Source organism: Diaphorobacter sp. B2A2W2 (assembly GCF_056730635.1).
In genome coordinates this window covers 347,686-371,525 of the sequence record NZ_JBWZOR010000002.1, presented here as the reverse complement: position 1 = coordinate 371,525, position 23,840 = coordinate 347,686, and the positions used below count along the sequence as shown (strand labels likewise).

Here is a 23,840-nt window from a genome sequence, read left to right as displayed (position 1 = left end):
GCCCTCCTTTCTCTCGATGGTTTAAACCTGGGTCACGCGCAGGTACGGGCCCTCGCTGGCGGAAGACAAAGCGTCGCGGATCTCGCGCAGGCTGACGGCAGACGCCTCCCCGCCCAGCGCGTCAACGCTGGCGATGAGGCGCTGCAGCATGGTCTCCACCTTGCTGGAGGCCCACTGCCCTTCACCGCCGCGCCCGAGCATCTGCGCGGTCTGGCTGGCGGTGTAGATCCGTGCAGGCGGCATATAGGCCAGCTCTGGCCCCTGCTCGCCCACCAAGGCCCATCCGCCCGAGTGCTCTCCGCCGCGTGCAAAGGCCGGTATGCCAACGGCAGAAAACGCCTTGCGCCAGTCCGATTCCCAGTTCCCGCTGAGGATCGACAAGTCGGCGATGGTCCCGCCCGCGGCCTGGAAGGCCGCCGCCAGTCCCGCGAGATCTCCCGTCCCGTCAAACGCGTGATAGACGGGGGAGAGCGCGTCGAGCCGGTCAATCAGCGACTGATCGCGGATGCCTTCGTACATCACGCCTGCAGTGCCGCCCGAGCGCATGCGGAAGTAGCGCGCGGGCTCCTGATCCACAGGACGACCGCCACCGCCGAACACTGGCCCACCCGTGCTGCCACCCGTGGCGGGCGGCTTTGTGGCGGGGGTGTCCTCGGGCGCGTCGCCGGCAATCAGATCGGCGATTGCGCGCACAGCAGCATCCACAGACATCAATGCGTCCAGCTCGCCACGCGACAGCTTGATCTGCTCCTCCCAGTACTCCAGCTGGTCATCCAGGCGGGTGATCTGTTTGTTGAGCAGATCAACCGCCTGTTCCGCCGTGCTGAGCTGCTTCGTGCCGCCGGCCTCCAGCTGCTCCATCAGCCCGGCCAGCATGGCGCGGTCGCGCTCCAGCTCCCACTGCGATGCGTAGTTTTCCTCGGTCAGGCCGCCGCGCGCCGCGGTGAGTGCCTCGCGCAGCGCGTCGGCATCGGGCGCCGCACCGCCGCGCAGTACGCTGGAAACGGCGTCCTCGATGAACGTCCATCCCTGCGCGGCCTGCATGGCGGCCGTGGCCGCGCTTTCAGAGCGCAGGCTGATCACCGCTTCGTGGGCGATGCCGACGATGCTGCGCCACAGCTGGGCGGTCTGCTGCGCATCGCTGCGCGCGGACTCCAGCGCGGAGCGCTCGGCGGCCACCGCGCGGCGCAGTGCGTCGAGTGCTGCGTCCTCGCGGCTGCGGCGCTCCTGCCGCACGCGCTCTTTCTCTCGCTCAGCATCGGCCTCGGCCTGCGCGGCATCCTCCAGCTCGTAGATGCGACGCACCATGGCAGCAAGTTCAGGGTCCACGCGCAGCAGTGCCTCGTACTCCTGCTCACGGCGCAGCAGCAGCGCTTCGCGTTCCTTGCCCTCGGCCGTCAGCAGGCGCTGGTTGAGGTCAAAGCGCATCGTCGCTGCTTGCTCGGCCGACACCGTGATCGAGGCGAAGGCTTCGGACAGCTGCATCAGCATGGCCCATGCCTCGCGGCCGGCCTCCGTGCTGAGGTCCTGGGCCTCTGCCAGCGCTTTGTACTGGTCCCGCGCGTCCACCGTGTTGATGTCCGGCATGGACAGGTCCACCGTGCGCAACTGGCTTTCGATCTGGCGCCGCACCGCTTCGCGCTGGGCCTCGGGCGAGTAGTAGTTCTGGAAGAAACTGCCCGTCACCTTGTTGAAGCCCTCGGCGCCGCCGAACAGATCCATGAGCTGGCTGGCCATGTCGGCGCCGGCCAGGCTGGACTCGAACAGCGTGTAGCCCAGGTTCTCAAAAACGGCATTCACCGCCGTGAGGCTGGTGGCGAGCCGCGTCAAGGTGTCGATCGCTTCCTCACCGTCGCGCGCAAACTCGCTCGGGATGTAGCGCAGCTCCTCGACCGTTTCCTTGATGACGCCGGTCACGTCCTCGATCGCGTTGTCGGAGATCCCGCCGTAGATGACGCGCTCCACCTCCTTGGTTGTCTTCTCCCAGGTGCCCAGCACCTGCTGCGCCAGCTCGTTGCTGCCGGTGCGCAGGGCGTTGGCGAAGGCATCCTGGATGCCTGCATCGTCCAGGCCCTTGGTGGAGAACTTGAACTTGGTGGTGAAGTCGGCGATCTTGGACGCATCGAGGCCCAGGACCGTTGCGAATGTGCCCACCTCGGCCTGGATGCTCTTGAAGGTGTCCGCAATGCTCTTGCGCACATCCTCGTCCAGCTCCGAGTACTTGGTCTTGTCCGACCGGAACAGGCCGCCCTTGTAATACTGGAACTGGCGCCCCTCGAATCCGGACTCGCCCCCCAGCGTACCCTCGATACCCCAGTCGGACAGTTTGCGGCCAAACAAGCGATTGACCACGCCGCCGAGGGCGCCGCCAATGATCGCACCGATGGGACCGCCCAGGATCATGCCGATGGCCGTGCCGCCGATGTTCGCGGCGTACCCACCCTTGCCGATGGCGGAGTAGCCACCGCTGATCATGGAGCCCAGGCCGTAGCCGATGCCCGCGCCGGCCAGGTACGGCATGGCCCCGCCAATGGCCGATCCCGTGGCGGTGAGCGCCGGAGGGCCCATGCCGCCCGCACCCATGGCCGACAGACCCAGCGACTGGCCTACAGGAGACATGGCAAACGAGGAAAACGCCGTGCTGATCGCGCTGGAGAACCCGTTGCTGATCATGTTGTACAGGCTGGAGCCCTTGCTGAAGAGGTCGCCCAGGCCGAAGCCGCCGCCTGCACTATCGCCACCACCACCGCCGCCGCCGAGCAGCGCGCCCAGCAGACCGGACACACCGCCGCCCGTGAAGTTGGCGCTGATGTTGATGATCCACTGCTTGATCGTGAGCTGGTACAGCAGGTCTAGCAGCGAGGCCTTGAGCGTCTGGCCCAGGCGCTTGAAGGTGCCAGCGCCGTCCTCGAAGACGTTGACAAACACATCGTGCGCGGTCTGGTCGATGCTCTGCCACATGGACTGCCAGGCCGTGAATTCTTCCTGGCGCACCTGGCGCTGCTCCAGCAGCTGGTTGCGACGCTCCAGCTGCTCGATCTCTGCGGCCAGCGCGATCTGCTCGCGGCTCATGGTGCCGCTGATGGCGTCGCGTCGCTCCAGCTCGGCCAGGGTGGCGCGCTTGGTGAGGATGATGGCCTCATTGCGCGCGCGCAGCACCTGCAGTTGCTGGCGCTCGGTGAGGCCGATGAGCTCGATCTCGCGCTCCAGCTCTTCGTTGGACTGCAGCAGCGCGCCTGCGCCATCCTCCATGGCCTGGCGGGCCTTGGCGCGCGCGGCACGCTCCGCCTCCAGCGCCTGGGCGGCGGCCTGATTGGCCTTGACCTCTTTCTCGACAGCGAGTAAAGCCTCCAGGCGCTTGCCGATGAGCGCCGCCTCGGCCTCGGTGACTTTGACCTTGCCGCTGCGCAGCTGCTCCAGCACATCGATGGCCAGCTTCTCGCCCTCGGTGAGCTTTTCCTCGGCCGACAGCTCGGCGGCGAACTGGGTGGTGCGCTTGTCGATGCTCTCGATCAGTGCATCCACAGGGTTCTTGGCTTCCTTGGCGGCCTTGCCCGTCTTGTCGATGACGTTGGAAAAATCCAGCTTCGGCTTGGCAGCCTCAGCCACCTGGCCCGTGGCCTCAATGTCGGCCATGCGCGCACGCAGGCGGGCGCCCATGGTCTCGCCGCCGAACGCATCAATCATCTCCTGACCGGAGTCTTTGAGCGCGTTGAAGGCTCCACGGAAATCGCCCTGCAGGGCCAACACCAGGCCTGCCGCAAGACCACCGAAGCCCTTGCCAATGGACTTAAGGGCACGCCACGCGTACTCAGCCGCATCGGCCACATAAGTCAGGCCGGTGATCGCGTTCTTCGTCCACTCGCGGATCGAGCCGTCGGCCGCCAGGCGCTTGACTTCCTCACGCATGCCGCCAGTGCCGTTCATCACGTCCAGCAGCGCCTGGGCACCCAAGTCCAGCGCCGGCACCATGCCGGAGACCAGCTCTTTTTTCCAGCCCTCGCCAGTGGCGCTCAGGCGTGCGAGGTTGTCGTCCAGGTTGGCCGCGGCGGCGGCCTGCTCGGTAGTGACCTGGGCCTGCAGCTCGCCCACGGTAGCCAGGTCGTTGAAAAAGGGCAGCGCGTTCGCGCCTTCCTTACCCAGCAGCGCAATGGCCACGGCGCTCTTGCCGGCGCCGTCCTCGAACTGGGCCAGGCCGCGCGCGATCGCTTGCATCTGCTCGGCGGGCGACTGGCGCTTGAACGCATCCATGTCGATGCCGAGGGCCTGCAGCGCCTTCGACGTGCCCTTGCTCTCCTCCGTGGCGCCAGCCAGGTTGGAGCTGAGCTTTTGCATCATGGCGCCGAGTTGGTCTGCGCCCACGTCGTTGTACTTGCCAACGGCCAGCAGGCCGCTGAGCGCCTCCACGGTTTCGCCGGTCTGCATGCGCAGATCGTCCAGGCGCGCGCCTGTCTCCACCACGCCGGCCAACAGGTTGCGGAAGGCGCCCACGGCAAAGCCCGCGGCCAGGCCGCCTGCTATGGCGCCCACGGTTGCGGCCACCTTGCGCTGCATGCCGTCAAAGGTGTCTTGCACCTTTTTGGCCGTGGCCAAGGCGGCCTGCTCGGTCTTGCTGAGGCCGCCGGTGTACTCGGCATATTCCAGGCCCAGCTTGACGACGAGGGAGCCGAGTGCGGACATGCGTTACCTCTCTTCTTTCTGGCGCTGCTCTGCGTCGAACGCGAGCACTGCCTTTTCCATGATTTGCAGGCCCGTGAAGACCTCGCGGCGGATGCGCGGGCGGCGAATGTGCTCAAGCAGCCAGGCTGCAACGCCGGCGTACAGAAGGCCCACGCGCTGGCCAGCCATGCCGGCGTACTGCCACTGGGTTCGCAGGGCTACAAAGGCCGCCACGGTGCGCTGGTTGTCGGCATGCACCTCAAACGTGTCGCCGTCCCTCGGCGCGGCTGCGGCATCGATCTGCGCGCGCACGCGGTCGATATCGGCCTGTGGGGCGCCGAAGGCCTGCATGGCCTGCAGGGTGGACTCGTCGGGGGCGAAACGCGTGAGGTCCTCGTCACGTTCGCCCGCCCACCAGCGCGCCGCGGCAATCAGTTTTTTGCCTTGGCGCCCGCGTTGTGCTGCCAGTACGTGACTGCCGCTTCGCGCACGGCGCCCGTCAGGCGCAGGAAGGCGTCGAAGTTCTGCTCGTTGAACTCCACGGGGGCGCGGGTTTCATCCACCATTTCCCAGCCGGTCATCACCTCCCGCAGCAAATCCACGTTGGGCAGTTCCAGCAGGCGCTTACGGTCCTCTTCGTAGGTGCGCTTGAAGATGCCGGTGAAGGACTCTTCGCGCCAGCTACCCGAGGGAGTGGCGACGTTGACGGTGACCTTGGCCTTGAAGGTTTCGGTGGGGGCGAGGATGAACATGGCGGGTGGTTTCCTTGGACAAATGAAAAGGGCCACCGCTGCGGGTGGCCCTGGGTTGGTGAGAAGCGCGCGCTGGTCAGCGCACGATGATGGAAAGCTCGTCGTCGCCCAAGTTGGGCATCAGGTCGAACGGCATGGCCACCATGGCGATGCCCTGGTCGTCCTGCAGCGTGAAGGGGTTGCACTGGATCTTGGGCAACTGGAACTCCACGATGTTTCCCGCCGTGGTGCCATGCACCAGGTTGGCCGCGCCGGTGGTGCCTTCGCGGACCACCTCGGGCCAGTTCTTGGTGGCGATACTGGGCAACTCCATGGTGACGTTGCCCGTGGGCTGGCGGTCAGGGCTGCGTGCGCCGGCGCAGTTGATGAGTTCACGCCACGCAAGCGTGTTGCCCCAGGCGATGCTGAAGGCCGAGGTGCAGGCCGTCACGCTGTGGAAGTTGAAGGTGGGCGTGTTGAGCTTGCCAACGGTCTTGGGCTGCTGGAACTTTGTGTAGTCCACACCCGTGGGCAGCGGCGTATCAGTGGCGGGCGAGTAAGCCCCGATGAACTCGAACTGCATCACGGGGATGGACTTGGCGTTCAGCGTGAACGTGACGTTGCCCTTGGCGCCCGTGATCTTGAAGAGGATGCCGTCCAGGTAGCCGTACAGGGTTAGCGTCGGCTCCCCCTCGCTCACCGGGTCGTAGGTGACATCGGTACCAGCGGTAACGGTTTCCGCGAAGCCGCAGGCCTGCAGGAGCGGACCCCAGGCTGGTGCTGTCCCAGCTGCGCCGCTGCCGGCGATCTCCACCTCGCAGGTGAACTTGCGGTGCTCCCCCACGGTGAGCTTGCCGCTGTTGCCCTTGTAGGGGCGAATCAGGTCGCGGCTGACCTGCTCGGCCGTGATGGGCTCTGGCATGAACGCGCGGCACAGGATGGCGTTGGCACCAGCAGTGGGCACTTGATCGGTACCGCTGACGGCTTCCACCACAGCCAGCAGCAGCATTTTTTTCATGGACTTCATGACGATGTTTCCTTTCGATGGGGTACGTCAGGGGTTCGGGGCCACGCGGCGGCGCTCGCCAGTGGCGGGGTCGCGCACGTAGCTGCCGCCCTTGCCGGTGTGTTCATCGCGCGGATGCAGCGGCGTGGGCATGTGGAGCTTGGGCTTTGCCGGCTTCGGCTCAGTGGACTGTGCACGCGTGTGCACACCGTCCGCCTCGGTGGCGGCAGTGGGGGTTTTGGGCATGGTGCCTCCGGTGGGTTAGTAGCGGGGTGTGCGCAGACGCACGGTGAGAAAGCGCGCATAGAGCGCTGGGTCGGGCTCGTAGTCGGCATCGCCGCAGGCCTCTTCGTACTGGTACGCCTCCAGCGCCTCCAGCGCGGGGCGCAGGGGGCCACCGCCATCCAGGGGTAGCAGCGCTTCGAGTTCGTCCAGGTCGCGGGCCACCACGACGACATTCACGTCGTGCTGCATGTAGCCGCCGCCGAGGCACCATTGCGCCTCGGGCTCGCTGTCCACGTCGAACACCAGCGCGGGGTAGTCGGGATCTGGCGGCAGCTCCAGTGCCCAGCTGTTGGGCAGCACTGCCGACAGCGCCGCGGTGAGGGTTTCGTGCACGGTGCTCATGCCTTGCCCGCCTTGTCCAGGTCCCGCTGCAGCTTGGCCTCCATGGCCTTGATGGCGTCGCCCCTGCCCTGCTCCAGCGCGGGGCCGATGAAGGGCTTGGCGGGCACCACATGCGTCTGGTGCTTGCGGCGTTGGCGGATGCTGGAGCCTTTGTTTGTCTTGGTGCGCGTGACCACCTGACCGTTGCGCAGCCGCTGCTGGTAGGTTGTGGTGCCATCGGCCACCGCCTCGCGCGGGGTGACCTTGTGGCCCAGCTCCACCCAGCGCCAGTAGTAGGGATCGTCCGTGTAGCGCTTGACGATGCGCCCGCGCCCGTTGACGGCCAGGTGGCTGCCTGCCTTCTTGGCCTTGGCCGTGAGGTTGCGGCCATGGCGCACGCCCAGGTGGTATTGCTCCACGCCGGGCGGCGTGCCCGACTCGCGCTTGATGGCGATGTTTTTGATCATCGCCCCGGTGCGCCGCGAGCCGTTGGCCTGGGCGATCTGCTTGGCCTTGCCCTTGAGCACTCCACCGGCGGCCACCAGCATGCGCCGGCTCGTGCGCGTGCGCATGTCTTCGCGTACGCGTTCGAACCCGGCGCGCATGTCGCCGATGCCGAGGACTTCGGTCTTAGCCATTGTTGAGTCCTGTGTCGCAGGTGAGGATGAGGAACTCGCGCCGAGCCATGAAGTCGTTGACGTGCGCGATGTTGTAGTGGCGCCCCTGATAAAGCACGCCCCATTGCGCGGTAATGCCTGGCCGGTAGGGGATGGTGAACTCCGTTCGGGCCACGGCCACCTGGCCTCCTGCGGCGCTGGAGGCGGGGCGTTCATTACCGCTGAGGTGGCGCACAGCAGCCCACATCTCCGGGAGGTCCAACCACCCTGGGGTAAAGCCGCCTGAGCGACCGCGCACGGTACTGGGTTGGCGTAGGGCTACGCGCTGGTCGAGCTTGCCGGCCTGCAGCATGAAGGTCTCCGTTCAAAACCGTGGCGGCACGGTGATGTCCGCCAACATGGAATCCAGGAAGCCTGACGGCAGCTCCGCGACGCTCCCACCGATGACCAGCGATTCACGCTGCGCGTACACGGTGCCGATGTGCATCAGCAGCCAGTTGCGCACGGTGGGATAGGCGACCAGGTCGGCGCCTGCGATGTAGGTGATTTGCAGAACGCCTGCGGGACGCCCCGCCGGAAAGTGCAGGAAGCTCTCACGCTGCTCGCGCTGCAGGTAGTACACCGCGCCGGATGGAACAGGAACGCCATCGGCGCTGAGCAGGTCCACCGATTCGATTTCCTTGGCCTGCCCCACATCCAGCGCATGGCCCGATGGGTAGCCGGCGGGCCAGGTCTCCACGTACCGTGCGTCCTGAAGCGCAGCGCCGGTTCGCGCCTCGGCCTGCGCAACAACGCCGGGGATGATGACGTTGCGCAGCAGATCCGCCTCCAGCAGCACGGCATCGTTGCGGCGCCAGGCGGCGATGTCTTCGGGGGTGAACACCGGCGCGCCGGTGTACGCGATGCGCCGGGCCATGGGTTACGGGCGCTCGTCGCTGTCGCCGGGCTGCTGACCGGTCTGGCCTGCGCCATCCCCTCCGGTGCCGCCGGGATCACTGCCGTCTCCTGCGCCGCCTTGCTGCTGCGCACCGTCACCGCCAGCACTGCCGCCAGTGGAGGTGGCGGTGGTGGCCTCACTCTTGGATTTGGCGGGCGCTTTGCGGGAAGCTGCACCGGCCTTGGTCGCAGCGGACTTGACTGCGGCCGCATCGGCGCCCGCTTCTTCCAACTCCTCTGCCACGCCTTCCTTGACCAGGCGGCGCGCCACGCTGTCCTCGAAGCCGGCGATCTCGTCGGTGTTGTAGCCGCGCCAGCCCTTGAGGAACTTGACGGCCGTTTTCTTTGCAGTGCTCATGGCACCCCCTTGATTGATTGGTTGGATTCGGGAGGCGGTGCACACGTGTGCACCGCGTTCGCGCTGATCGAACTAGCCAGCCGTCAGGCCAGCATGTCCTTGCCCCAGGTGACCTGCGTGGCAACGACGATGGACTCCACATGGCGGGGGCCGAAGTCGTGCTTGGCGATCACACGCACCAGGGTCTGGTCGCGCTGGAAGGCGCTGACCGTGTTGCCGCTGCCGTCCTTGTAGGAGGCCTCGGTGCTGTAGGCGATGGTGAGCTGCATGTCTTCGCCGATGTACATGTCGGCGAAGTTGGCGAAGTAGATTTCGGACTCGTCGGTGCTGGCGCCCAGGTTGACGGGGATCTGCGTGGTGAGCGCGAAGGGGTAACCTTTGAGCTTGCCCAGTTCAATCTCGGGGAAGGCCTTATTGCCGTTGCCGTCGCGCAGCGAACCCAGCCAGCGGATGGTGCGCGGCGCCATGACCCAGCCGCAGCTTGCCATGTCCACGTTGAGCATTTCCATGCGCAGCATGAGGCCGGACAGGAAGGCGTCTACCTGCGCCAGGGTGGGGGCAGCGGGCGCCACCACGACGTTGCCAGGCAGCGCCCAGTAGCGCATGCCCTTGGGCTTGTTCGCCGTGCCGTCGGAGCGCAGGAAGTGCAGATCCTCCGACAGGGCCATGCTGAGCTGCAGGTCACCGGTGACGATAGCGTCGACGCGCGGCGACACACCGGCATAGGCCAGCAGGTCGTTGGCGATGGGCACGATGGCGGCGGCCTTTTTGGCGGCGAGCTTCAGGTCACCGAACACCATGTCGGTGACGGGAATGTCCGTTTCAGTGCCGATGTAGGAAACCGTGGTGTTGCCCAGGATGCGCGGCAACGTCATGTTGCCGTTGTTGAGGGGGATGCTGGTGCAACCCATGCGGCGAACCACGGACTTGGGGCGCAAGGAATCGATCACCGAGGTTGCAAAGTTCTCAGGCACCAGCACGCCGCCAGCGCCGGCCGTGACGGTGGACAGGGCCATGGCCACGTCAGAGCCGAAGCCGCCCTTGGCCGCCATGTCTGCTGCCACCTGTTGGTTGCCTTGGGCCGCAGCTAGCAGGCGCACCATCTGCGCCATCTTGGCGCCGGCTGGCTGGTTGTCTGTAACGGTGATGTTCGCCGGCGGGCTGTTGTTGCCATGGGCGGATTCGTTCACGGGAACGGCGCTGGCCGCGGCAATACGCTCGGCCACCTCGGCGCGGGCGATCTGGCCGGTCAACTCGTTGATCTTGGCCTCCAGGCTGGTGAACTGTTGCAGTTCATCCGCGCTGAGCTGGTCGCCTTCGGACTCTTTCTTGGCGAGGGCCTGCAGCTGCTCATTGAGCTGGGCGCGTTCGCTACGCAATTTCAGGACTTGGGACATCAATGCCTCCTTCAGGCAAAAAAAAGGCCCGCACAAGCGGGCCGGTGGGACTGCCGCGAACGCGGTCAGAGCTGGGACTGGATCTGCAGGGCCGCGGCACGCACTGCCAGGCGGGCGCCGCTGCGTTGCGCGCGATCGTTGGCCACGGCGCGGGCAATGCCGTCAATGGCGTCCTGCGGTGCCTGCAAGCGGTCTGCCAGGCCGGCATCCACAGCTGCCTGGCCCCGGTAAAGGCCCGCCTCGGTCGCGCGCACGGCAGCGGCAGTGAGGCCGCGGTATTCGGAGATGGCACTGACGAACATCTCATAGCCTTCGTTCACCAGGTCGGTGAGCACCTTGAGCGACTGCTCGCTGATCGGCTCATGCGGGGTGAGGTCGTTCTTGTGCGCCCCGGCGTACACGGTGGTGACCTTGACGCCCATCTGTTCATTGAGCGCCGAGCGATCCATGTGACTGGCGATCACGCCGATGGAGCCGACGCCGCTGGTACGGCTGACGACGATCTCGCTGCACGCTGCCGCGATGAGGTAGCCGCCGCTGTAGCCCATGAAGTTGATGACGCCGGCGATAGGCTTTTGCTGGGCCATCTGGCGAATGTCGTGCGCCAGCTCGAAGGCGCCGGCCACCGAGCCGCCCGGACTGTCGATGTCCAGCACGATGCGCTCCACCGTGGGGTCGTTGATGGCGGCGCGGATGTCGCGGCGCAGGCCCTCGTAGCTGGTCATGGTCTCGCAGGCGTCGATGTTCGCCGCGCGCGGCACCAGCACGCCGTGCACCGGGATCACTGCCACGCCAGTGGAGCCGGTGCTGCGCCGGCCGCCGCCGTCATCGACCTCCATGCGGCGGTCGCCTTCGTTGTCGCCCATGCGCATGGAGGCGCCAGCCGCAGAGCCCAGGTTGATGATGTTGAGGTTCATCACCTGGTTGGCCCAACGCACGCCGAGCTCCAGTACATCGGGTGTGACCATGAGCGGCTGGTTGAACAGCAGACTGGATGCGCGAAGGTAGCTTTTCATGACTGCAGGATTCCTTGGATGAAGTGCATCTGCGCCTCCAGCTCGGCGCGTGCCTTGGGGTTATTGGCGCTGGGGAGGATGCCCTTGGCGGTGTCGATCATGTTGAGCGGCTGCAGGTACACGTCGCCCCCCTCTATGGGCGGCATGTTCTCCAGCCGGCGGATGTCGTTCACGCTGAGCCAGCCCCACTGCCTGCCGATGGCGTAGGCCTCGTAGCGCGTCTTCTGGTCGCCGCGCAGCAGGCTGGACAGGTTGAACTCGATGAAGTAACGCTTGCGGTCCTGCGGCAGCAGGAAGTCACGCATGGCCGACTGCTCATGCCGCTTAACCCACGGCAACAGGCCGAACACCACATACATGATGAGCAGCTGTTCGACCGTGTTGTAGTTGGCGCCCTCCAGGTCGTTGACCATGGGCAGCGGGATCTTGTAGATACGCGCGATGTCGGCACCAGCCAGCTTGAGCATGGACACGATCTCCGCGTCCACGTTGTTCATGGAGACCGACTTGAAGGTCATACCCTCCTGCAGCAGTGCCACTTTCTTGGCGTTGTCCACGCCGCCGAACTTCTGGCCCCATTGGTCGAGGATCCTGTCGATGCTGCCCTGGTCCTTGATGGGAGTGGTCTCCTTCGGCCGCTCGATCACCCCCGACACGGTAGCGCCGTTTGCGAAGGACTTTCCCGCGTACTGCTGCAGCGCCAGGGACAGGCCCAGGGCATCGGCGTGCAGTTCGATGGGCGATAGGCCAGCGTAGCCCGTGTGCCCACCCCAGCGTACATGGTGCACCAGGCGCATGGGCAACGGATCGGCGAAACCCTGCACGCGGTAGTAGGGCAGCAGGTCGGGGCCCTTGAGGACCGTGATTCTGTTCGGGTCCAGCGGCCACAGCTCCTTTACGTTGCCGTCTTCCCGCCGCTCGATGAACTCGTAGCCATTGCCGCGCAGGCCGGCGCCCATCTGCAGCAGTTCCATACGCTCGTACGGCGTCTGGAATCCGTTCGGCGCAAAGCGCAGCACGTCATAGGCCGGGTGGTTGATGGCCGGCTGGCGCTGGCCGCCTTCCAACCGCTCAAACACTTCGCATGAGAGCTGCGCGCAGCTCTCGGCCAGCAGCGTCACGCAGTTCTGCAGGATGGGGAGCGCGAGCGCGGTCTCCGGCGTGACGCGCACGCCCGCGCTGCTGCGGCCGCTGCCGATCAGCCCGCGCCAGAATCCACCACCACCGTCGGAGACGGTGCCGGCCTGGCCGCTGGCGAGCAGTTGTGAAAAGAACATTCCTTACCCCTTCTGCGCCACGGCGGCGGCACGGTCCAGCAGGTAGGCATAGGCCACCATGCACAGGCCCGCGACGATGCACGCTGTGGGTACATGGACCAGGGCTACGCCCGCCACCAGCAGGCCAAAGCCCAGCAGACCGATCAGCCACGACAGCACGGCCAATTTCATATCCCCACTCCTTCTTCTTCATAGATCGACCGTGCGCCGGCGGGCCGGCCGCCGGTGCTGATGCCAGTCGCCATGACCGAGGCCACGATGCCGTCGATCCGCCCCCTGGACTTGACTTTGTCCAGCTTGCGGTTGCTAGCCGGATCGCTCACGGTGACGGCATTGCCCGCGCACCACGTCAACACCGGGCTGCCGTCATGCCGCAGGGATTCCACCTCGCCGGCCACCGGGTTACCCTCGGCGTCCTTCTCAGGCATGCCCAGCAGGCGCCGCTCGAATTCATCCACGGCCGGGCCCATAGATTGGTAGCCCTGGCCGAAGCTCTCCAGCGGCGGCAGCGTGATGCCGTTCTCCGCCATGGTTTGCTGCAGGTCCTCGATGCGCCAGCGGTCGTAGGCAATCTTGTGCACCTGGAAGTAGCTGCAGATGGTGGCCAGACGGCGCAGCACGTGCAGCTTGCTGATGGCTCTGCCCGGCGTGGTCTCCAGCCACTTTTCCTTAATCCACACGCTGTAGGGCACGCGGTCGCGTTCCTCGCGCTTGTCCAGCTCATGGTCTGGAATCCAGAAGTACGGCATCAAGCGCCAGTGCGGGTCGGCCACGGTGGGATAGAACAGCAGCACGAAGGCCGTCAGGTCGGTGGTGCTGGACAAGTCCAGCGCGGCGACGGCTGGCCGGTTGCGCAGCATCGACATGGACACGCGTTCATGCGCCTGCTTCCATACGTCCCAGCCGATCCACGGAGAGGCGGCTTGCGTCCACTGGCAGAAGTTGAGGCGGCGCACCACGGCCTCGCTGGCCGGAATACCGCGTGCCTTCTGCACCTCCTCGCGCAGGTAGCGCCTTCCCGGGATGCCGTCTGACTGGCCGTGCGCCCGGTAGTCCAGGCTGGGATTGACCTTCGGCCAACAGGCCTCATCCGTGAACGGGTCATCGCCCTCATCCAGCGCACAGATGAAGGCAAACATGGCGTCGTTCGCCAGCTCACCCCGCACCACACGCACGCCCAGTTCGTGATACTGGCCGCAGACGGTGTTCATGTCGCTGCCGCTATTGGTGATCATGACCACCATGGCGCGGCGTCGGCTCTTGCGACCGGCCAGCATCATGTTGACGACGGTCGCCGTGGGGTGCTCATGCACCTCGTCGATCAGGCCGATGTGCGGGCGCGGACCGGATTGGCCTTCGTCGGATGCGATGGTGCGGAAGAAACTGTTCGTGGCGGAATAGAACAGGTTCCATACTTTCTCATCCCGCCCCGATTGCACCAGGCGCGAGGCCAGGTGCTTCGATAGGTTCACCATGCTGACCGCATCGCGGAACAGGATCTGCGCCTGGTCGCGCTTGGTGGCCGCCGCGTATACCTCGGCACGCTGCTCTCCGTCAGCCGTCAGGCCATACAGGCCGATGCCTGCCGCCAGGGGGGACTTGCCCGAGCCCTTGGCCGTCTCGATGTAGACGATGCTGAAGCGCCGAAACCCGTCCTCGGTGTACCACCCGAAAATGCTGCCGACGACGAACGCTTGCCAAGGCGCCAACAGAAAGGGCTTGGCCTCGTACTCGCCGCCGTTGAGCTTGAGCACATCCTCGAAGTAGCCGATGGCGCGGTCCGCTAGATCCTGCCGCCACACCAGGCCACGCAGGTGACCGGTGAGTACATCGTCAAGATGCCGCTGCGCCGCATGGCGCACATGAGGGCCGGCAACAATCTCCCCGTCCAGCACGGCGCGGCAGAACGCCGCGACGCGATCAGTGGGTGAAGTAGCGTTGGACGGCCTCGTCGTGGGCATTGGGGAACAGCTCCTCTTGCGGCGCTGTCACCGGCGCTTTCATGGTGCGGCGCGCCAGTGGCGTGAACCCGAAGCCGGCGCCCGCGGCGTTCGCGCGTTTCTCTGCATCGTTGGCCAGCTGGCGCCAGATGCTGATTTGCTTCGCTCCAGTGGAGAAGGTCTGCACGTCACCAGAATCGGCCATGCGCTGGTTTTCTGCAGCGATGCGCTTGCGGAAGGTCTCCCAGTCCGCGACGGCCTCGCAGTACGCTGCGAGCTGCATGCGGTCCAGCCGGTGCACCCATCCCAGCGTCAGTAGGTCCGGCACCACGCGCCGCCATTCCGCGAGCGCCGCGGCGGTCAGCCATTCGGGTGGCTCGGGCGCGCAGGCCTTGATCTGCAGCGCAGCGGTTTCCGCCGCCAGCTTCTCCCGATTCATCTTGCTGGCGTTACCGGTCATCTGATGCATGAATGGCGGCAGCGGCGGCCGACCGGAGTTTGCGTTTCCTGCCATGAAGGCCTCCTTTCCTGATACCCCCCCTCCCCCATATTTCCCGGCGTTGCGAGCGGAGAGAAGCGGTCGGTCTTGCGCGGCTTTGGGTGGAAGTTTTTGCCCCCCCCTACCCCTGCGATGCGTGCCAGTGGTGCCCTGGATCAAGCGGGCGGCCGTCAGCGTCACATCCCGGACTACGGCCCGACTTTTCCTGGCGCTGCTTCGCCGAGTCATGACAGGCCTTGCAAAGGCCTTGCCAATTTCCTCGGTCCCAGAAAAGCTGGCGGGCTGCAGCGATCCGCTCAGCGTCACCACTGTCCACCGCTTCTTTCAGGCGCGGCGCTACTTTGTGGTCCACCACTGCGGCGGCTACGAACTGACCACGCTGCTGGTGGTCGGCACACAGCGGGTTTGCGCGCAGGAATCCATCTCGCGCCCGTTGCCAAGCGCTGGTATATCCGCGCTCGTGTGCCGTCCCCCTGCGACTGTCGTACGTCTTGCGATCGGCAGCGCGTATGGATGCAAGGGCCATGACTACCCCAAGCTCTTCAACAAAGACTGCAGCTGCCGCAGCTTGCCCAATTCCTCGGCATCCTTCGACTTGGTGTCGTCAATCTCGATCGCCACGGCGTCGATCTCATCAGCAACAGCCCTCAGGCTCTTGGCGATGCCCGCCAGCTGTTCGATGGCAGAGGTTGGCTTCGAGGTCTTGTCCGCGTTGCTCACTGTGAGTTTCCTTGGTTCATGAACAGCAGGCTGCTGGGGTTCGACTACCGCTCGCTGGTACGTACCGCTGCTGGTTACCCGCACCAGGCCAGCCTCGGCCATAGCCACAAGACATCCCCGGAGGATGTGCATGTCGATACGACTTCCAGTAACCCGGCACAACTCTTGAGCGATTTGGCCCGGAGTCCACAACTCCGCGATCGGAACGAACGAGAACACCTTTTGCGCGATGGTCGATTGACCTGCGAGCTTTGCCTTGAGTCGGATCGGTGTCACGCCATTGCTCCAGAAAAGCAAAACCCCGACAAGCTCAATGCCTGCCGGGGTTCCCATCTTGTGCCCATCGCTGGGAGGGGACGCAATAAACACAAGGTGCCTGAAATGTACTGAAAAGGTCTAAGGTGTAAAACCCCCTCGCCGCCTTTCATAGGCCGCCATGACCCGCCTCTTTTCCGCCTCGACGGCCCGGTTCTCCAGAAAATCGGCGATGGCATAGTCTGCCACCTCCAACTGCGCCTTGATAGTGGATTGCGCCCGGCGCATCTTCTGTGCCGTCATCGGAATCCCCAGCTCCCTCAAGTAGATGTAGTCCAGGGTGGCATACAGGTGAGAGCGCGTGAGCTTCAGCGACTCCACAGCCAGGTCGGTCTCTGCCGCCCTTTCCTCAAACACCGGGATCAGCATGCCGTTGTAAGAGCCGCGCGAAAAGCATGTGGTGATGTTCAACAGCACAGAGCTGCTGGCATAACCACGCGCGCCCGCTTCGTCGCGGGTCTTCCATATGGCCCACTCTTCCAGCCGCTGGCGGATGTGCTCAAGCCTTGCCATTGCCCCTCCCTGGCTCTGCCGCTATAGCAGGCTCCCGCATGAACCCAGCAAACGTAGCGCCCATCATCAGCGCCATGGCCTGCAACCTGGCCACGCACAGCTCACCCGACAGACCACCGTCAGGAATGCCCCACGGCGTACCCAGCACGTGCCCGCCCTCGATGGCGTAGAAGTAGCCGGGCTCCCCGGCCAACGCGCGCTTGAGGCAATCATCCACGTGGGCCCTGCCCCACTCCACGCGCTTGCGATCCACAAAGTCGGCCGTTTCGGGCATGGCTATCCGCATGCTGGCTGGTCGGGCTGGTGTTGTCATGACGAAATCCTTGGTGTGCACACGTGTGCACTGCCTGTGCTGTGGTGAAAGAAGGCCACCAGGCGGCCGAGGGTGGCCGAGGGGTGGACGGCGCAAACCCGCGCCAATCCTTGATCCGTCCATAGGACCACCCTGTCCATAGGTAGGTAGGAAAGCTGCACCCGCGCGTGCGCGCAGACACGCGCCCCCGTGTCTGCACACGCGCTTGTGTGTGTGAAGGAATGGCATCAGGGGTGGACGGGTGGACGGATAGCCCGTTTCCCTTTTGAAATCAACCGCTTACGCCGTCCACCCCCTGGTGGACGAGGGGTGGACGGTGTGGACGGCGGCGGCGACAGGACCGCCAGGGCGCGCACACGTGCGCACACCCGGCCGGGGCGTGACCAAACCGCAAAGCGCCCAAGCGCCACGAGGTAAGAGGTGGTGAAGTCAGAAGGGCAACGCATCGTCGTCGCCTTCAACATTGAACGGGCCAGGCGGGAGGCGCGAAGGCCCCTGCTGCGCACTGCCGGTTGGTGGTGGTGAATTGGTAGGGGGTGCTCCGCCTGGCGCCCCTGGTGCTCCATCCTTGGGTTTCTCTTCCTTGCGCCGCAAAAAGCCGCGCCTGCGCTGGCCGTTGGTCTCCCTATGTCGGTCAAAGCCCAGGGCCTTCATCGCCCGCGCCATGCGTTCATCCATATTGCCCTGGCCATCAATACGATCCGCCTTGATGCCCAGAGCCGCATACAGCTTGGTGGTGGCCCAAAAGTCGATGGTGGCCCCCGCTGGTTCCCCCACCTTGTGGGAGATCGGCTCGTTCACGATGTCGTGCAGCATGTCTTCCCACGCATCGCCCCGCTTGAACTGCTCTTGTTCCGGGAAGATCAACCGCTTCTCTTCCTCCCGGCTGGGCCAATACTGATCGCCGGCCTGCACCCTGTGCAGCGCCTCGGCCAGCAGCTGCCCGCGCATCTCGCGCAGCAGCTCCACATTCACCGATGCAACCTCCAGCGGCCAGAACCGCCGATCCCCTGTCGCATCCTTCAAAAACGTGTCCGCATTCGTCGTGCCCACGTTCACGAAGTGCCGCGGCGCCTTGATCATCTGGGCGCCATAGGGCGGCCGGTACAGGTCCTCCTGCACACTCAGGTACTGCTTGATGGCCGTGCTGTCCGCCTTGTTCAGCGACTCCAGCTCCGCAGACTCCACGATCCACGCCAGCTGCTGCGCCATCAGCGAATCCTTCTCGCCCACCTTCGTGCCGTTGTCGGTGAACCAGGGCGCCGCAATGGCCCGGAACGCGGTGGACTTCGCCAGGCCCTGATCCCCCTTGATGATCAGCATGTAGTCAAACTTGCAACCTGGCTGGATGGCCCGCTTGACCAGGCCCATGAAAAAGCAACGACCTATCAGCGTCGTGTACTCGCGCAACCGCTCCCGCTCTGCCGGATCCTTGCGTTCAGGCAGGCCGTACACCTTCGACAGCCAGGTATCCAACCTGTTCACCCCGTCCCACTTCTCGGTCGTGATCAGGTCCACCACCGGGTTGAAACGGTGCGAGCGCGCCGCCATCAGCACCCCGTCACGCAAGGTGCCCTTGGCCTTGATGCCCAGCCCGTGCGCACGCAACAGGTATTCGCCCAGCATCAAGTCGTCTTCTTCATCCCACTCGCCCGCAGGGTGCCCCCAGGGCGTGGTGCGGCTGCGTTCAATCAGCCGCGTGAAGTCGTTCAGCTTCGCCAGGCCCTTCAGCTCCGGGTCCAGCAGCAGCGAATACATCACGTTCTCGCGGCAATCCATCGGCCGCCCGCGATTGAAGACCAGGCGCTCGTACAGCTCAGACAGTCCATCGTCATCACTACCGCCACGGTCGCGGCCACCGCCATCAACACGGCGCTTGCCCGGCGGCTTGCCACCACCCGCGCCCTCGCTATCAGGCGTAGGAGCCGCGCCCGCGTCATCCCCCCCAGCGGGAGCCGAATTTTTCGCGCGGGGTGGTGGCGGTGCGCTGAGCTGGATGCCCATCACCTGTGCAAGCCACTTCAAGGCCTCGGCAGGCTTGGCCGTACCGGGGCCCCACTCCATCACCAGGTCAATAGGCGTGCGCTTACCCTGGCGGGGGTCGCCCATATCGGCCACCCCCCAATCCGTGATGCCACCGGGCGTGATGCCAAGGTCTTCCTGCAGGTCACGGCCCAGCGCCTTGCTTGTCACGCGATACCCAGCCCCCTCCCTGGTGGTGTGCGGGTACTCCCGCCCACCGAACAAAACAGGCACCCACGCATGCAAGGCCTTCATGGCCTCTTCATTCACATACGCGAAATCGTCCCGCCCCTTACGGTCACCAACATGCGCGCTGCGCGGTGCAGCCTTCGCAGGCGCCGGGCCTTGATACTTTTGCTTGGCCTCGGCAATGGTGGCGTGCATACGCTTGATCGCGCCTTCATCCGCCTGCGTCACCTCCAGCGGCGTGCCCTCCATGTGGCGGCCCGTCACCGTGAAGTACTGCTTTTCGCAGAACATCTCCACGCCAATGTCGTTGCTCTTGGCCGTGGCCGTGTGCCCCTCCACGTAGATGTGCAGGCCCCGGCCCGAGGGCGAAAACTCCGTGAACGAATGGAACGCCTGCACGATCTTGGCGGCCCGCTCGCCCAGCTTGCCCGTGTCGGCATCAATGCACTTGTCCAGGTCAATGCCGATCAGGCCATCGCCGGGCAAAAAACCAAAGCCCACGCCCGTCCACGGCTTGTCTGACCCGGCCGCACGCTCAAAGGCCCGCCGCACCACCGGCAGCGTGGCCAGGCGCTGCCGGTCCCGGTCATCACCCTGCCCGCCCGTGCGCCTGCCGCCCTGTACGTAATACGGTACCTTCAGCCAGGCGCTGCGCTTGGCATCCCACTCAAACTTCCACAGCACCCACTGCTGCGCCTGCGCAAGGCGTGCCGGTATGGTGTCCCATACAGGCGGATCAACGTGCGGCGGTGCGGGTGGTGGAGTGATTTGCGCCGAAGTCGGCTCACCCATGCGCAGGCCCTCCAACGCACAGGGCCACATACAAGCCAGCGTCCCTCCCGCCGGCGGCTTGGTTCAACCGCATCCGCTTACCCCCAAGCCTGTACAACGCCGGCCAAAGCGGCAAACGGGTCATTGGCAGCAAGCGCCAGACTGCCGGGCCGGTATTCCGCCACAGGCCGGTTGCGGTAGGGTACCTTGCGCGTATTAACGGGGTGCACTACCCCGGCGCGCACCATATTTTTCATCGTGTCCTGCGCGGCATCCAGGCCCACACAGGCACGGTGCGCAATCTCGCGCAGCGTGGGGCCATGCGCAGGATCTACCACCCCACTGGCCAGGGCGGCGCAGGCATCCAGCAGCGCCTTGCGGACCTCGCCTGCGGGCCTCATGCGGCACCGCCTTTGCCTGATGCAACACGCGCCGCTTCCACCAACTGCAGCAGTTGGCGGATCTCTCCCAAGGCCTGCGCCTCCAGCGCATCGGCCTCCAGGCCATCCACCTTCCCATCGGCAATGGTGCGCAAGCCCAGTTCCGTCAAGCGCCCGCCCGACACATTGTTCTCCAGCAGCTTGCGCTGCAGCGCCTGCACTGCATCCTGAGCACTGGCCGGAGCATCTGCCCCCACCACCGACGCAGCCAGGCCAAAGCGTGCATTGAAGGCATGCAGCCAATCCAGCGCATCCGGCCGCATCAGCTCCTGCATCCACTCCGTCAGCAGCTCGGCGATCTCCATGCTGACGCAATCGCCGTCCACCCCCCGCAGCTTGGCGCGCAGGGTCTCGCCATGCATGCTGCGGCCGCGCCGCTTGGTCAAGAACGCAGCAGCGTCCACCACATTGCCAGGGCATGCGCGCACGCTGTTGTAGAGCACATCGCGCCAATCGGTTTCTGAGTATCGGCAGGTCATAGGAGGCGGTTACCTTGAAAAGTGAAATTGATCAGGCTGGCGCCCCACCCCTTTGCCACAGACACTGCAGCTAAAAGAGAGAGGGACCAACAACGTGAAAGAGGAAAAGAAAGCACCCAGCGACGCATCCATGCGAAGCACCGCGCACCTGCCCGCGCGCGGCACACCATGAGGGGAGAGGAGATGAACCCCGGCGGCATGGCCGTGGGCGTGGTGGGTGGAAAAGCGGGAATGGGCGCCCACCCAGCCCTGGCGTACGATGGGAGCTCCTACACAACCATCGCCAGGGAGGGCGGGCATGAACAACAGCATTTCGATGGCAGAGCTGCAAGGGCGCATAGAGGCGCTGCGATCTACACAGATCGCATTGCTGATTGCCCTTGCGACCCAGATGGATCTGGACCTGGGCGGCATTGCACGGTCTGCCCGCAGCTGGAGCAAGAAGTCAAGCGCGGCGGGAGACGCTCTTGCGGCAATGAATGCAGAGCTGGACATCCTGGACGCTCTGGCGTCCCTTCCCAAGAGCTGAACTCGCGCAATTGCAGTCGGGAGATACCCGCGGCTGCAGCTGCGCGCAGGAAGTCAGCGAAATCGCCTCTGCCCTCATACGTTGCGCTGAGTTTGGCCAGCGAGGCGCTGACGCGCCTGCACATCTCCAGCCTACGGCGAGCGGTGCTAACCATGGGCCACCTCCTGCGTGGTGGCCTGCTGCACCCCTGTCAGATGGCGCAGGAAAAGATCCGGGCGAGCCAGCTTCACCGCTGGTGGTATCCCACGGTGAAGCCAGTTCTGGACGCGTTGCTGCCCACCCCGCTTAGGCAGGTTCAGCAGCTCCGCCACCTTAGATGGACCACCGAGAGCGGTGATGATCTGGATGTCTGTTTCGGGTGCAGTCATGAGACCGCATTGTAAACGTCGTGTTTACTAAAAAGTCAATCATGACGTTTAACAACGTGCCGTTTAGCGATTTGACAATCGCAAACATGTCCCCCGAGCCTCACAAGTCATACGTCAGACTGGTTCAAGCCGCGTCTGAGTTGCGCAACGTATCCACGCCTGCGGCCATTGCCAGGATGCTCAACATCAGCCCACAGACGCTGACGAACTGGGCAAAACGGGGGGTGTCTGAAACGGGCGCTCTACAGGCGCAGAAGGCCATCGGCTGTGATGCCAACTGGCTGCTGGGCGATGAAGACACGGCCATGGCGCGACCCGCCATTGCGACATCGATCCACGACCGTCAGGCGCCTTATGCGGTGAACCCGTGGCCCTTCAAAGGCTTCACAGCGCGTGAATTCCTCACCCTAATCGATGCCGACCGCCGCATGCGCATAGAGGCAGAGATCACCGGCCTGATTACCCTGGCAAAGCAAGGCGATGCCAGACTCACCAAAGCAGGCTGACACGGGCCCCAGGAAGGGTTTATAACGTGGACTTTGTAAGGAAATGCTTACGCGACACGTACAAATCCGGCTCATGAAAATCAGCGCATCTTTCGCCAATCCTCCGTCCTTTGAACCGGACTACAGCGTGCGCATGGAAGGCCGCGACAAGGGGATCATCAACGCATGGCTGGCAGGCATCGATATGGCTCGGCAGCGGCCTGAGTTACGCGCCCAAGCGTTGTCCGATGAACTACCAGTGCTGCCTTATCGCGGCGGCGTGGAGAAAAAGCTCAAGCTCAAACAGAAGATTGGGTCGCTGCTGTACCTGGCCATGTGGCAGGGACTGCGTGGCGATGATCTGGACATTGACATGGACAGCGAGCCAGTCCGGGTCTGCAGCAGACACGGCGTGCGCGTGATATTCACGCTGGAGTACGGAAAGCTCATGAATTCTGATAGCGAGTAGGAGAGTGCACTCATGGAGCCAGCCATCGCCGTAGCCATAGGCAACCGCAATTTAACAAAGGCGTCTCAGGTGTTGATGGGCATAGTGACGGGTATCACCGCCGACGCCCATCTACACGACCTGGAACTGAAGATGCTGTCAACGTGGTTGACCGCCAACGAAGAAGTGACTTCCACATGGCCCGGCTCCGCAATTGCGCGCCATTTGCGGGACATCATGGCAGATGGTGTCGTGACCGAGGAAGAGCGTACTCATTTTTTATCTGAGCTGCAACGCATCATCGGCGCCGACTTTGCCGAGACCGGGTCTGTAACACCCGAAGTGGCAGGCCTTCCGTTCGATACAAGCTGCGAGCTGGAGGTGCGTGACTCAACGCTGTGTTTCACTGGCACCTTTGTCTACGGCACCCGCGCAGCCTGCGAGAAGATCACCACTGCAGCAGGCGGAATCTGCACCAACGCTGTATCCCGCAAGGTCGCGTACCTCGTGGTCGGAACCCATATCTCCCCCGACTGGGTATCCACCTCGTATGGACGCAAGATCCAGTCAGCCATGGACCTCCAAAGACAGGGGCACCCGATAGCCATACTGAGCGAGCAGCGATGGCTTGATGCCATGCAAGCACTCTAAGCGAAGCCGAAACCGCCACAGGGCGGTTTTTTAACGCCACGTTTTAAACACGGCGTTGACACCACTTGGAAACACGGTGTTTAATTCTGCCATCCACACCACGGAGGGCAGCAATGCACACACCATCCCCCAGTGCACACGCGTGCACATCACCAGCGCCTGGTGTACTCCAGGCAGTCTTGCAGCGCCTTCTTCAAAGGCTCCGTGTCGCCATAAGACACTTTTCCGAAGGCGTTTTCCTTGAACGCCTGCTTGCGGGCTTGTTGCTGGCGCTGCCATGCGGCCAAGAAGCCCTTGCGTCGCCAGATGTGCATGCGTTGCACCAGCCGATCTACGGTCATCAAGTCAGGCACTCGCCTGTGCGGACTGGGCTCACGCAGATCAACCAACAGCCAGGCACGAATTGGATCAGCCGCTTCGTTGAACTCCTTTCGCCTGTCCCGCCACAGTGCCGTGCGGTGGCCAACAAGCACCCCGATGAAGAATGTCAGAAGCGAAGGAAGGGAGTTCTGGAGCAGCTCAAGCATGACCATCCTGTGTTGTTCAACCTGGCGG

General features: G+C 64.5%; 28 protein-coding genes. 4 read left to right on the top strand and 24 right to left on the bottom strand.

Going from position 1 to position 23,840, the window contains the following annotated elements; all coding sequences use genetic code 11:
* Positions 1-21: 21 nt before the first annotated feature.
* The 22 genes from AC1PPL_RS05005 to AC1PPL_RS04900 all read right to left on the bottom strand — a co-directional run bounded on the left by AC1PPL_RS05005 (position 22) and on the right by AC1PPL_RS04900 (position 20,804).
* Positions 22-4,680, bottom strand: coding sequence for a hypothetical protein (locus tag AC1PPL_RS05005; RefSeq protein WP_479972806.1), 4,659 nt, complete (start codon positions 4,678-4,680; stop codon positions 22-24).
* Positions 4,681-4,683: 3 nt separating this feature from the next.
* Positions 4,684-5,010 (bottom strand): DUF1799 domain-containing protein, encoded by a 327-nt coding sequence (locus tag AC1PPL_RS05000; protein ID WP_479972805.1) that lies wholly within the window; start codon positions 5,008-5,010, stop codon positions 4,684-4,686.
* An 80-nt stretch (positions 5,011-5,090) separates the two neighbouring features.
* On the bottom strand, positions 5,091-5,411 hold the full coding sequence (locus tag AC1PPL_RS04995; RefSeq protein ID WP_479972804.1) for a hypothetical protein: 321 nt from the start codon (positions 5,409-5,411) through the stop codon (positions 5,091-5,093).
* A gap of 76 nt (positions 5,412-5,487) precedes the next feature.
* Positions 5,488-6,417 carry a phage tail tube protein gene (locus AC1PPL_RS04990; protein ID WP_479972803.1) on the bottom strand — a complete coding sequence of 310 codons (930 nt, stop codon included), beginning with the start codon at positions 6,415-6,417 and terminating at the stop codon, positions 5,488-5,490.
* Between the two features lie 27 nt (positions 6,418-6,444).
* A complete protein-coding gene (locus AC1PPL_RS04985; protein ID WP_479972802.1) occupies positions 6,445-6,642 on the bottom strand; it encodes a hypothetical protein in 198 nt (65 codons plus the stop codon).
* A gap of 15 nt (positions 6,643-6,657) precedes the next feature.
* Positions 6,658-7,023 carry a hypothetical protein gene (locus AC1PPL_RS04980; RefSeq protein WP_479972801.1) on the bottom strand — a complete coding sequence of 122 codons (366 nt, stop codon included), beginning with the start codon at positions 7,021-7,023 and terminating at the stop codon, positions 6,658-6,660.
* A complete protein-coding gene (locus AC1PPL_RS04975) occupies positions 7,020-7,640 on the bottom strand; it encodes an HK97-gp10 family putative phage morphogenesis protein (protein WP_479972800.1) in 621 nt (206 codons plus the stop codon). The genes AC1PPL_RS04980 and AC1PPL_RS04975 overlap by 4 nt, the downstream gene beginning before the upstream one ends.
* Positions 7,633-7,971 carry a phage head closure protein gene (locus AC1PPL_RS04970; protein ID WP_479972799.1) on the bottom strand — a complete coding sequence of 113 codons (339 nt, stop codon included), beginning with the start codon at positions 7,969-7,971 and terminating at the stop codon, positions 7,633-7,635. The genes AC1PPL_RS04975 and AC1PPL_RS04970 overlap by 8 nt, the downstream gene beginning before the upstream one ends.
* Before the next feature lie 12 nt (positions 7,972-7,983).
* Complete coding sequence (locus AC1PPL_RS04965; protein WP_479972798.1) at positions 7,984-8,535, bottom strand: hypothetical protein; 552 nt, start codon at positions 8,533-8,535, stop codon at positions 7,984-7,986.
* 3 nt (positions 8,536-8,538) lie between these two features.
* Positions 8,539-8,913 (bottom strand): hypothetical protein, encoded by a 375-nt coding sequence (locus AC1PPL_RS04960; protein WP_479972797.1) that lies wholly within the window; start codon positions 8,911-8,913, stop codon positions 8,539-8,541.
* A gap of 83 nt (positions 8,914-8,996) precedes the next feature.
* On the bottom strand, positions 8,997-10,310 hold the full coding sequence (locus AC1PPL_RS04955; protein ID WP_479972796.1) for a phage major capsid protein: 1,314 nt from the start codon (positions 10,308-10,310) through the stop codon (positions 8,997-8,999).
* A gap of 65 nt (positions 10,311-10,375) precedes the next feature.
* Positions 10,376-11,326: a signal peptide peptidase SppA gene (gene sppA, locus AC1PPL_RS04950; RefSeq protein ID WP_479972795.1), complete on the bottom strand. Its 951-nt coding sequence runs from the start codon at positions 11,324-11,326 to the stop codon at positions 10,376-10,378.
* Positions 11,323-12,603 (bottom strand): phage portal protein, encoded by a 1,281-nt coding sequence (locus tag AC1PPL_RS04945; RefSeq protein WP_479972794.1) that lies wholly within the window; start codon positions 12,601-12,603, stop codon positions 11,323-11,325. Before AC1PPL_RS04945 ends, sppA begins: the two co-directional genes overlap by 4 nt.
* A 3-nt stretch (positions 12,604-12,606) precedes the next feature.
* Positions 12,607-12,774 (bottom strand): hypothetical protein, encoded by a 168-nt coding sequence (locus AC1PPL_RS04940; RefSeq protein ID WP_479972793.1) that lies wholly within the window; start codon positions 12,772-12,774, stop codon positions 12,607-12,609.
* Complete coding sequence (locus AC1PPL_RS04935; protein WP_479972792.1) at positions 12,771-14,564, bottom strand: terminase large subunit; 1,794 nt, start codon at positions 14,562-14,564, stop codon at positions 12,771-12,773. The genes AC1PPL_RS04940 and AC1PPL_RS04935 overlap by 4 nt, the downstream gene beginning before the upstream one ends.
* On the bottom strand, positions 14,524-15,012 hold the full coding sequence (locus AC1PPL_RS04930; protein ID WP_479972791.1) for a phage terminase small subunit P27 family: 489 nt from the start codon (positions 15,010-15,012) through the stop codon (positions 14,524-14,526). Before AC1PPL_RS04930 ends, AC1PPL_RS04935 begins: the two co-directional genes overlap by 41 nt.
* Before the next feature lie 558 nt (positions 15,013-15,570).
* Positions 15,571-16,095, bottom strand: coding sequence for a hypothetical protein (locus AC1PPL_RS04925; protein WP_479972790.1), 525 nt, complete (start codon positions 16,093-16,095; stop codon positions 15,571-15,573).
* Between the two features lie 63 nt (positions 16,096-16,158).
* Positions 16,159-16,590, bottom strand: coding sequence for a hypothetical protein (locus AC1PPL_RS04920; protein WP_479972789.1), 432 nt, complete (start codon positions 16,588-16,590; stop codon positions 16,159-16,161).
* The gene (locus AC1PPL_RS04915) at positions 16,577-16,903 is read right to left on the bottom strand and encodes a hypothetical protein (RefSeq protein ID WP_479972788.1); all 327 of its coding nucleotides are present in this window, start codon (positions 16,901-16,903) and stop codon (positions 16,577-16,579) included. Before AC1PPL_RS04915 ends, AC1PPL_RS04920 begins: the two co-directional genes overlap by 14 nt.
* A gap of 429 nt (positions 16,904-17,332) precedes the next feature.
* Positions 17,333-19,906 (bottom strand): virulence-associated E family protein, encoded by a 2,574-nt coding sequence (locus AC1PPL_RS04910; protein ID WP_479972787.1) that lies wholly within the window; start codon positions 19,904-19,906, stop codon positions 17,333-17,335.
* Positions 19,907-19,983: 77 nt separating this feature from the next.
* A complete protein-coding gene (locus tag AC1PPL_RS04905; protein WP_479972786.1) occupies positions 19,984-20,286 on the bottom strand; it encodes a hypothetical protein in 303 nt (100 codons plus the stop codon).
* On the bottom strand, positions 20,283-20,804 hold the full coding sequence (locus tag AC1PPL_RS04900) for a hypothetical protein (protein WP_479972785.1): 522 nt from the start codon (positions 20,802-20,804) through the stop codon (positions 20,283-20,285). Before AC1PPL_RS04900 ends, AC1PPL_RS04905 begins: the two co-directional genes overlap by 4 nt.
* A gap of 298 nt (positions 20,805-21,102) precedes the next feature.
* Between AC1PPL_RS04900 and AC1PPL_RS04895 the strand changes: the two genes are divergently transcribed.
* A complete protein-coding gene (locus tag AC1PPL_RS04895; RefSeq protein ID WP_479972784.1) occupies positions 21,103-21,333 on the top strand; it encodes a hypothetical protein in 231 nt (76 codons plus the stop codon).
* Positions 21,334-21,479: 146 nt separating this feature from the next.
* Here AC1PPL_RS04895 and AC1PPL_RS04890 read toward each other — a convergent pair whose 3' ends face one another.
* Positions 21,480-21,701, bottom strand: coding sequence for a hypothetical protein (locus tag AC1PPL_RS04890; RefSeq protein ID WP_479972783.1), 222 nt, complete (start codon positions 21,699-21,701; stop codon positions 21,480-21,482).
* Between the two features lie 41 nt (positions 21,702-21,742).
* Between AC1PPL_RS04890 and AC1PPL_RS04885 the strand changes: the two genes are divergently transcribed.
* From AC1PPL_RS04885 to AC1PPL_RS04875, 3 genes are all read left to right on the top strand, one after another.
* Positions 21,743-22,207: a helix-turn-helix domain-containing protein gene (locus AC1PPL_RS04885; RefSeq protein WP_479972782.1), complete on the top strand. Its 465-nt coding sequence runs from the start codon at positions 21,743-21,745 to the stop codon at positions 22,205-22,207.
* A 73-nt stretch (positions 22,208-22,280) separates the two neighbouring features.
* Entirely contained in the window at positions 22,281-22,655 is a 375-nt protein-coding gene (locus tag AC1PPL_RS04880) for a hypothetical protein (RefSeq protein ID WP_479972781.1), read from the top strand.
* 12 nt (positions 22,656-22,667) lie between these two features.
* Entirely contained in the window at positions 22,668-23,285 is a 618-nt protein-coding gene (locus AC1PPL_RS04875) for a BRCT domain-containing protein (RefSeq protein ID WP_479972780.1), read from the top strand.
* A 149-nt stretch (positions 23,286-23,434) separates the two neighbouring features.
* On the opposite strand, the gene AC1PPL_RS04870 is transcribed toward AC1PPL_RS04875, so the two are convergent.
* Positions 23,435-23,812, bottom strand: a complete 378-nt coding sequence (locus tag AC1PPL_RS04870) for a hypothetical protein (protein ID WP_479972779.1) — start codon at positions 23,810-23,812, stop codon at positions 23,435-23,437.
* Positions 23,813-23,840 lie beyond the last annotated feature (28 nt).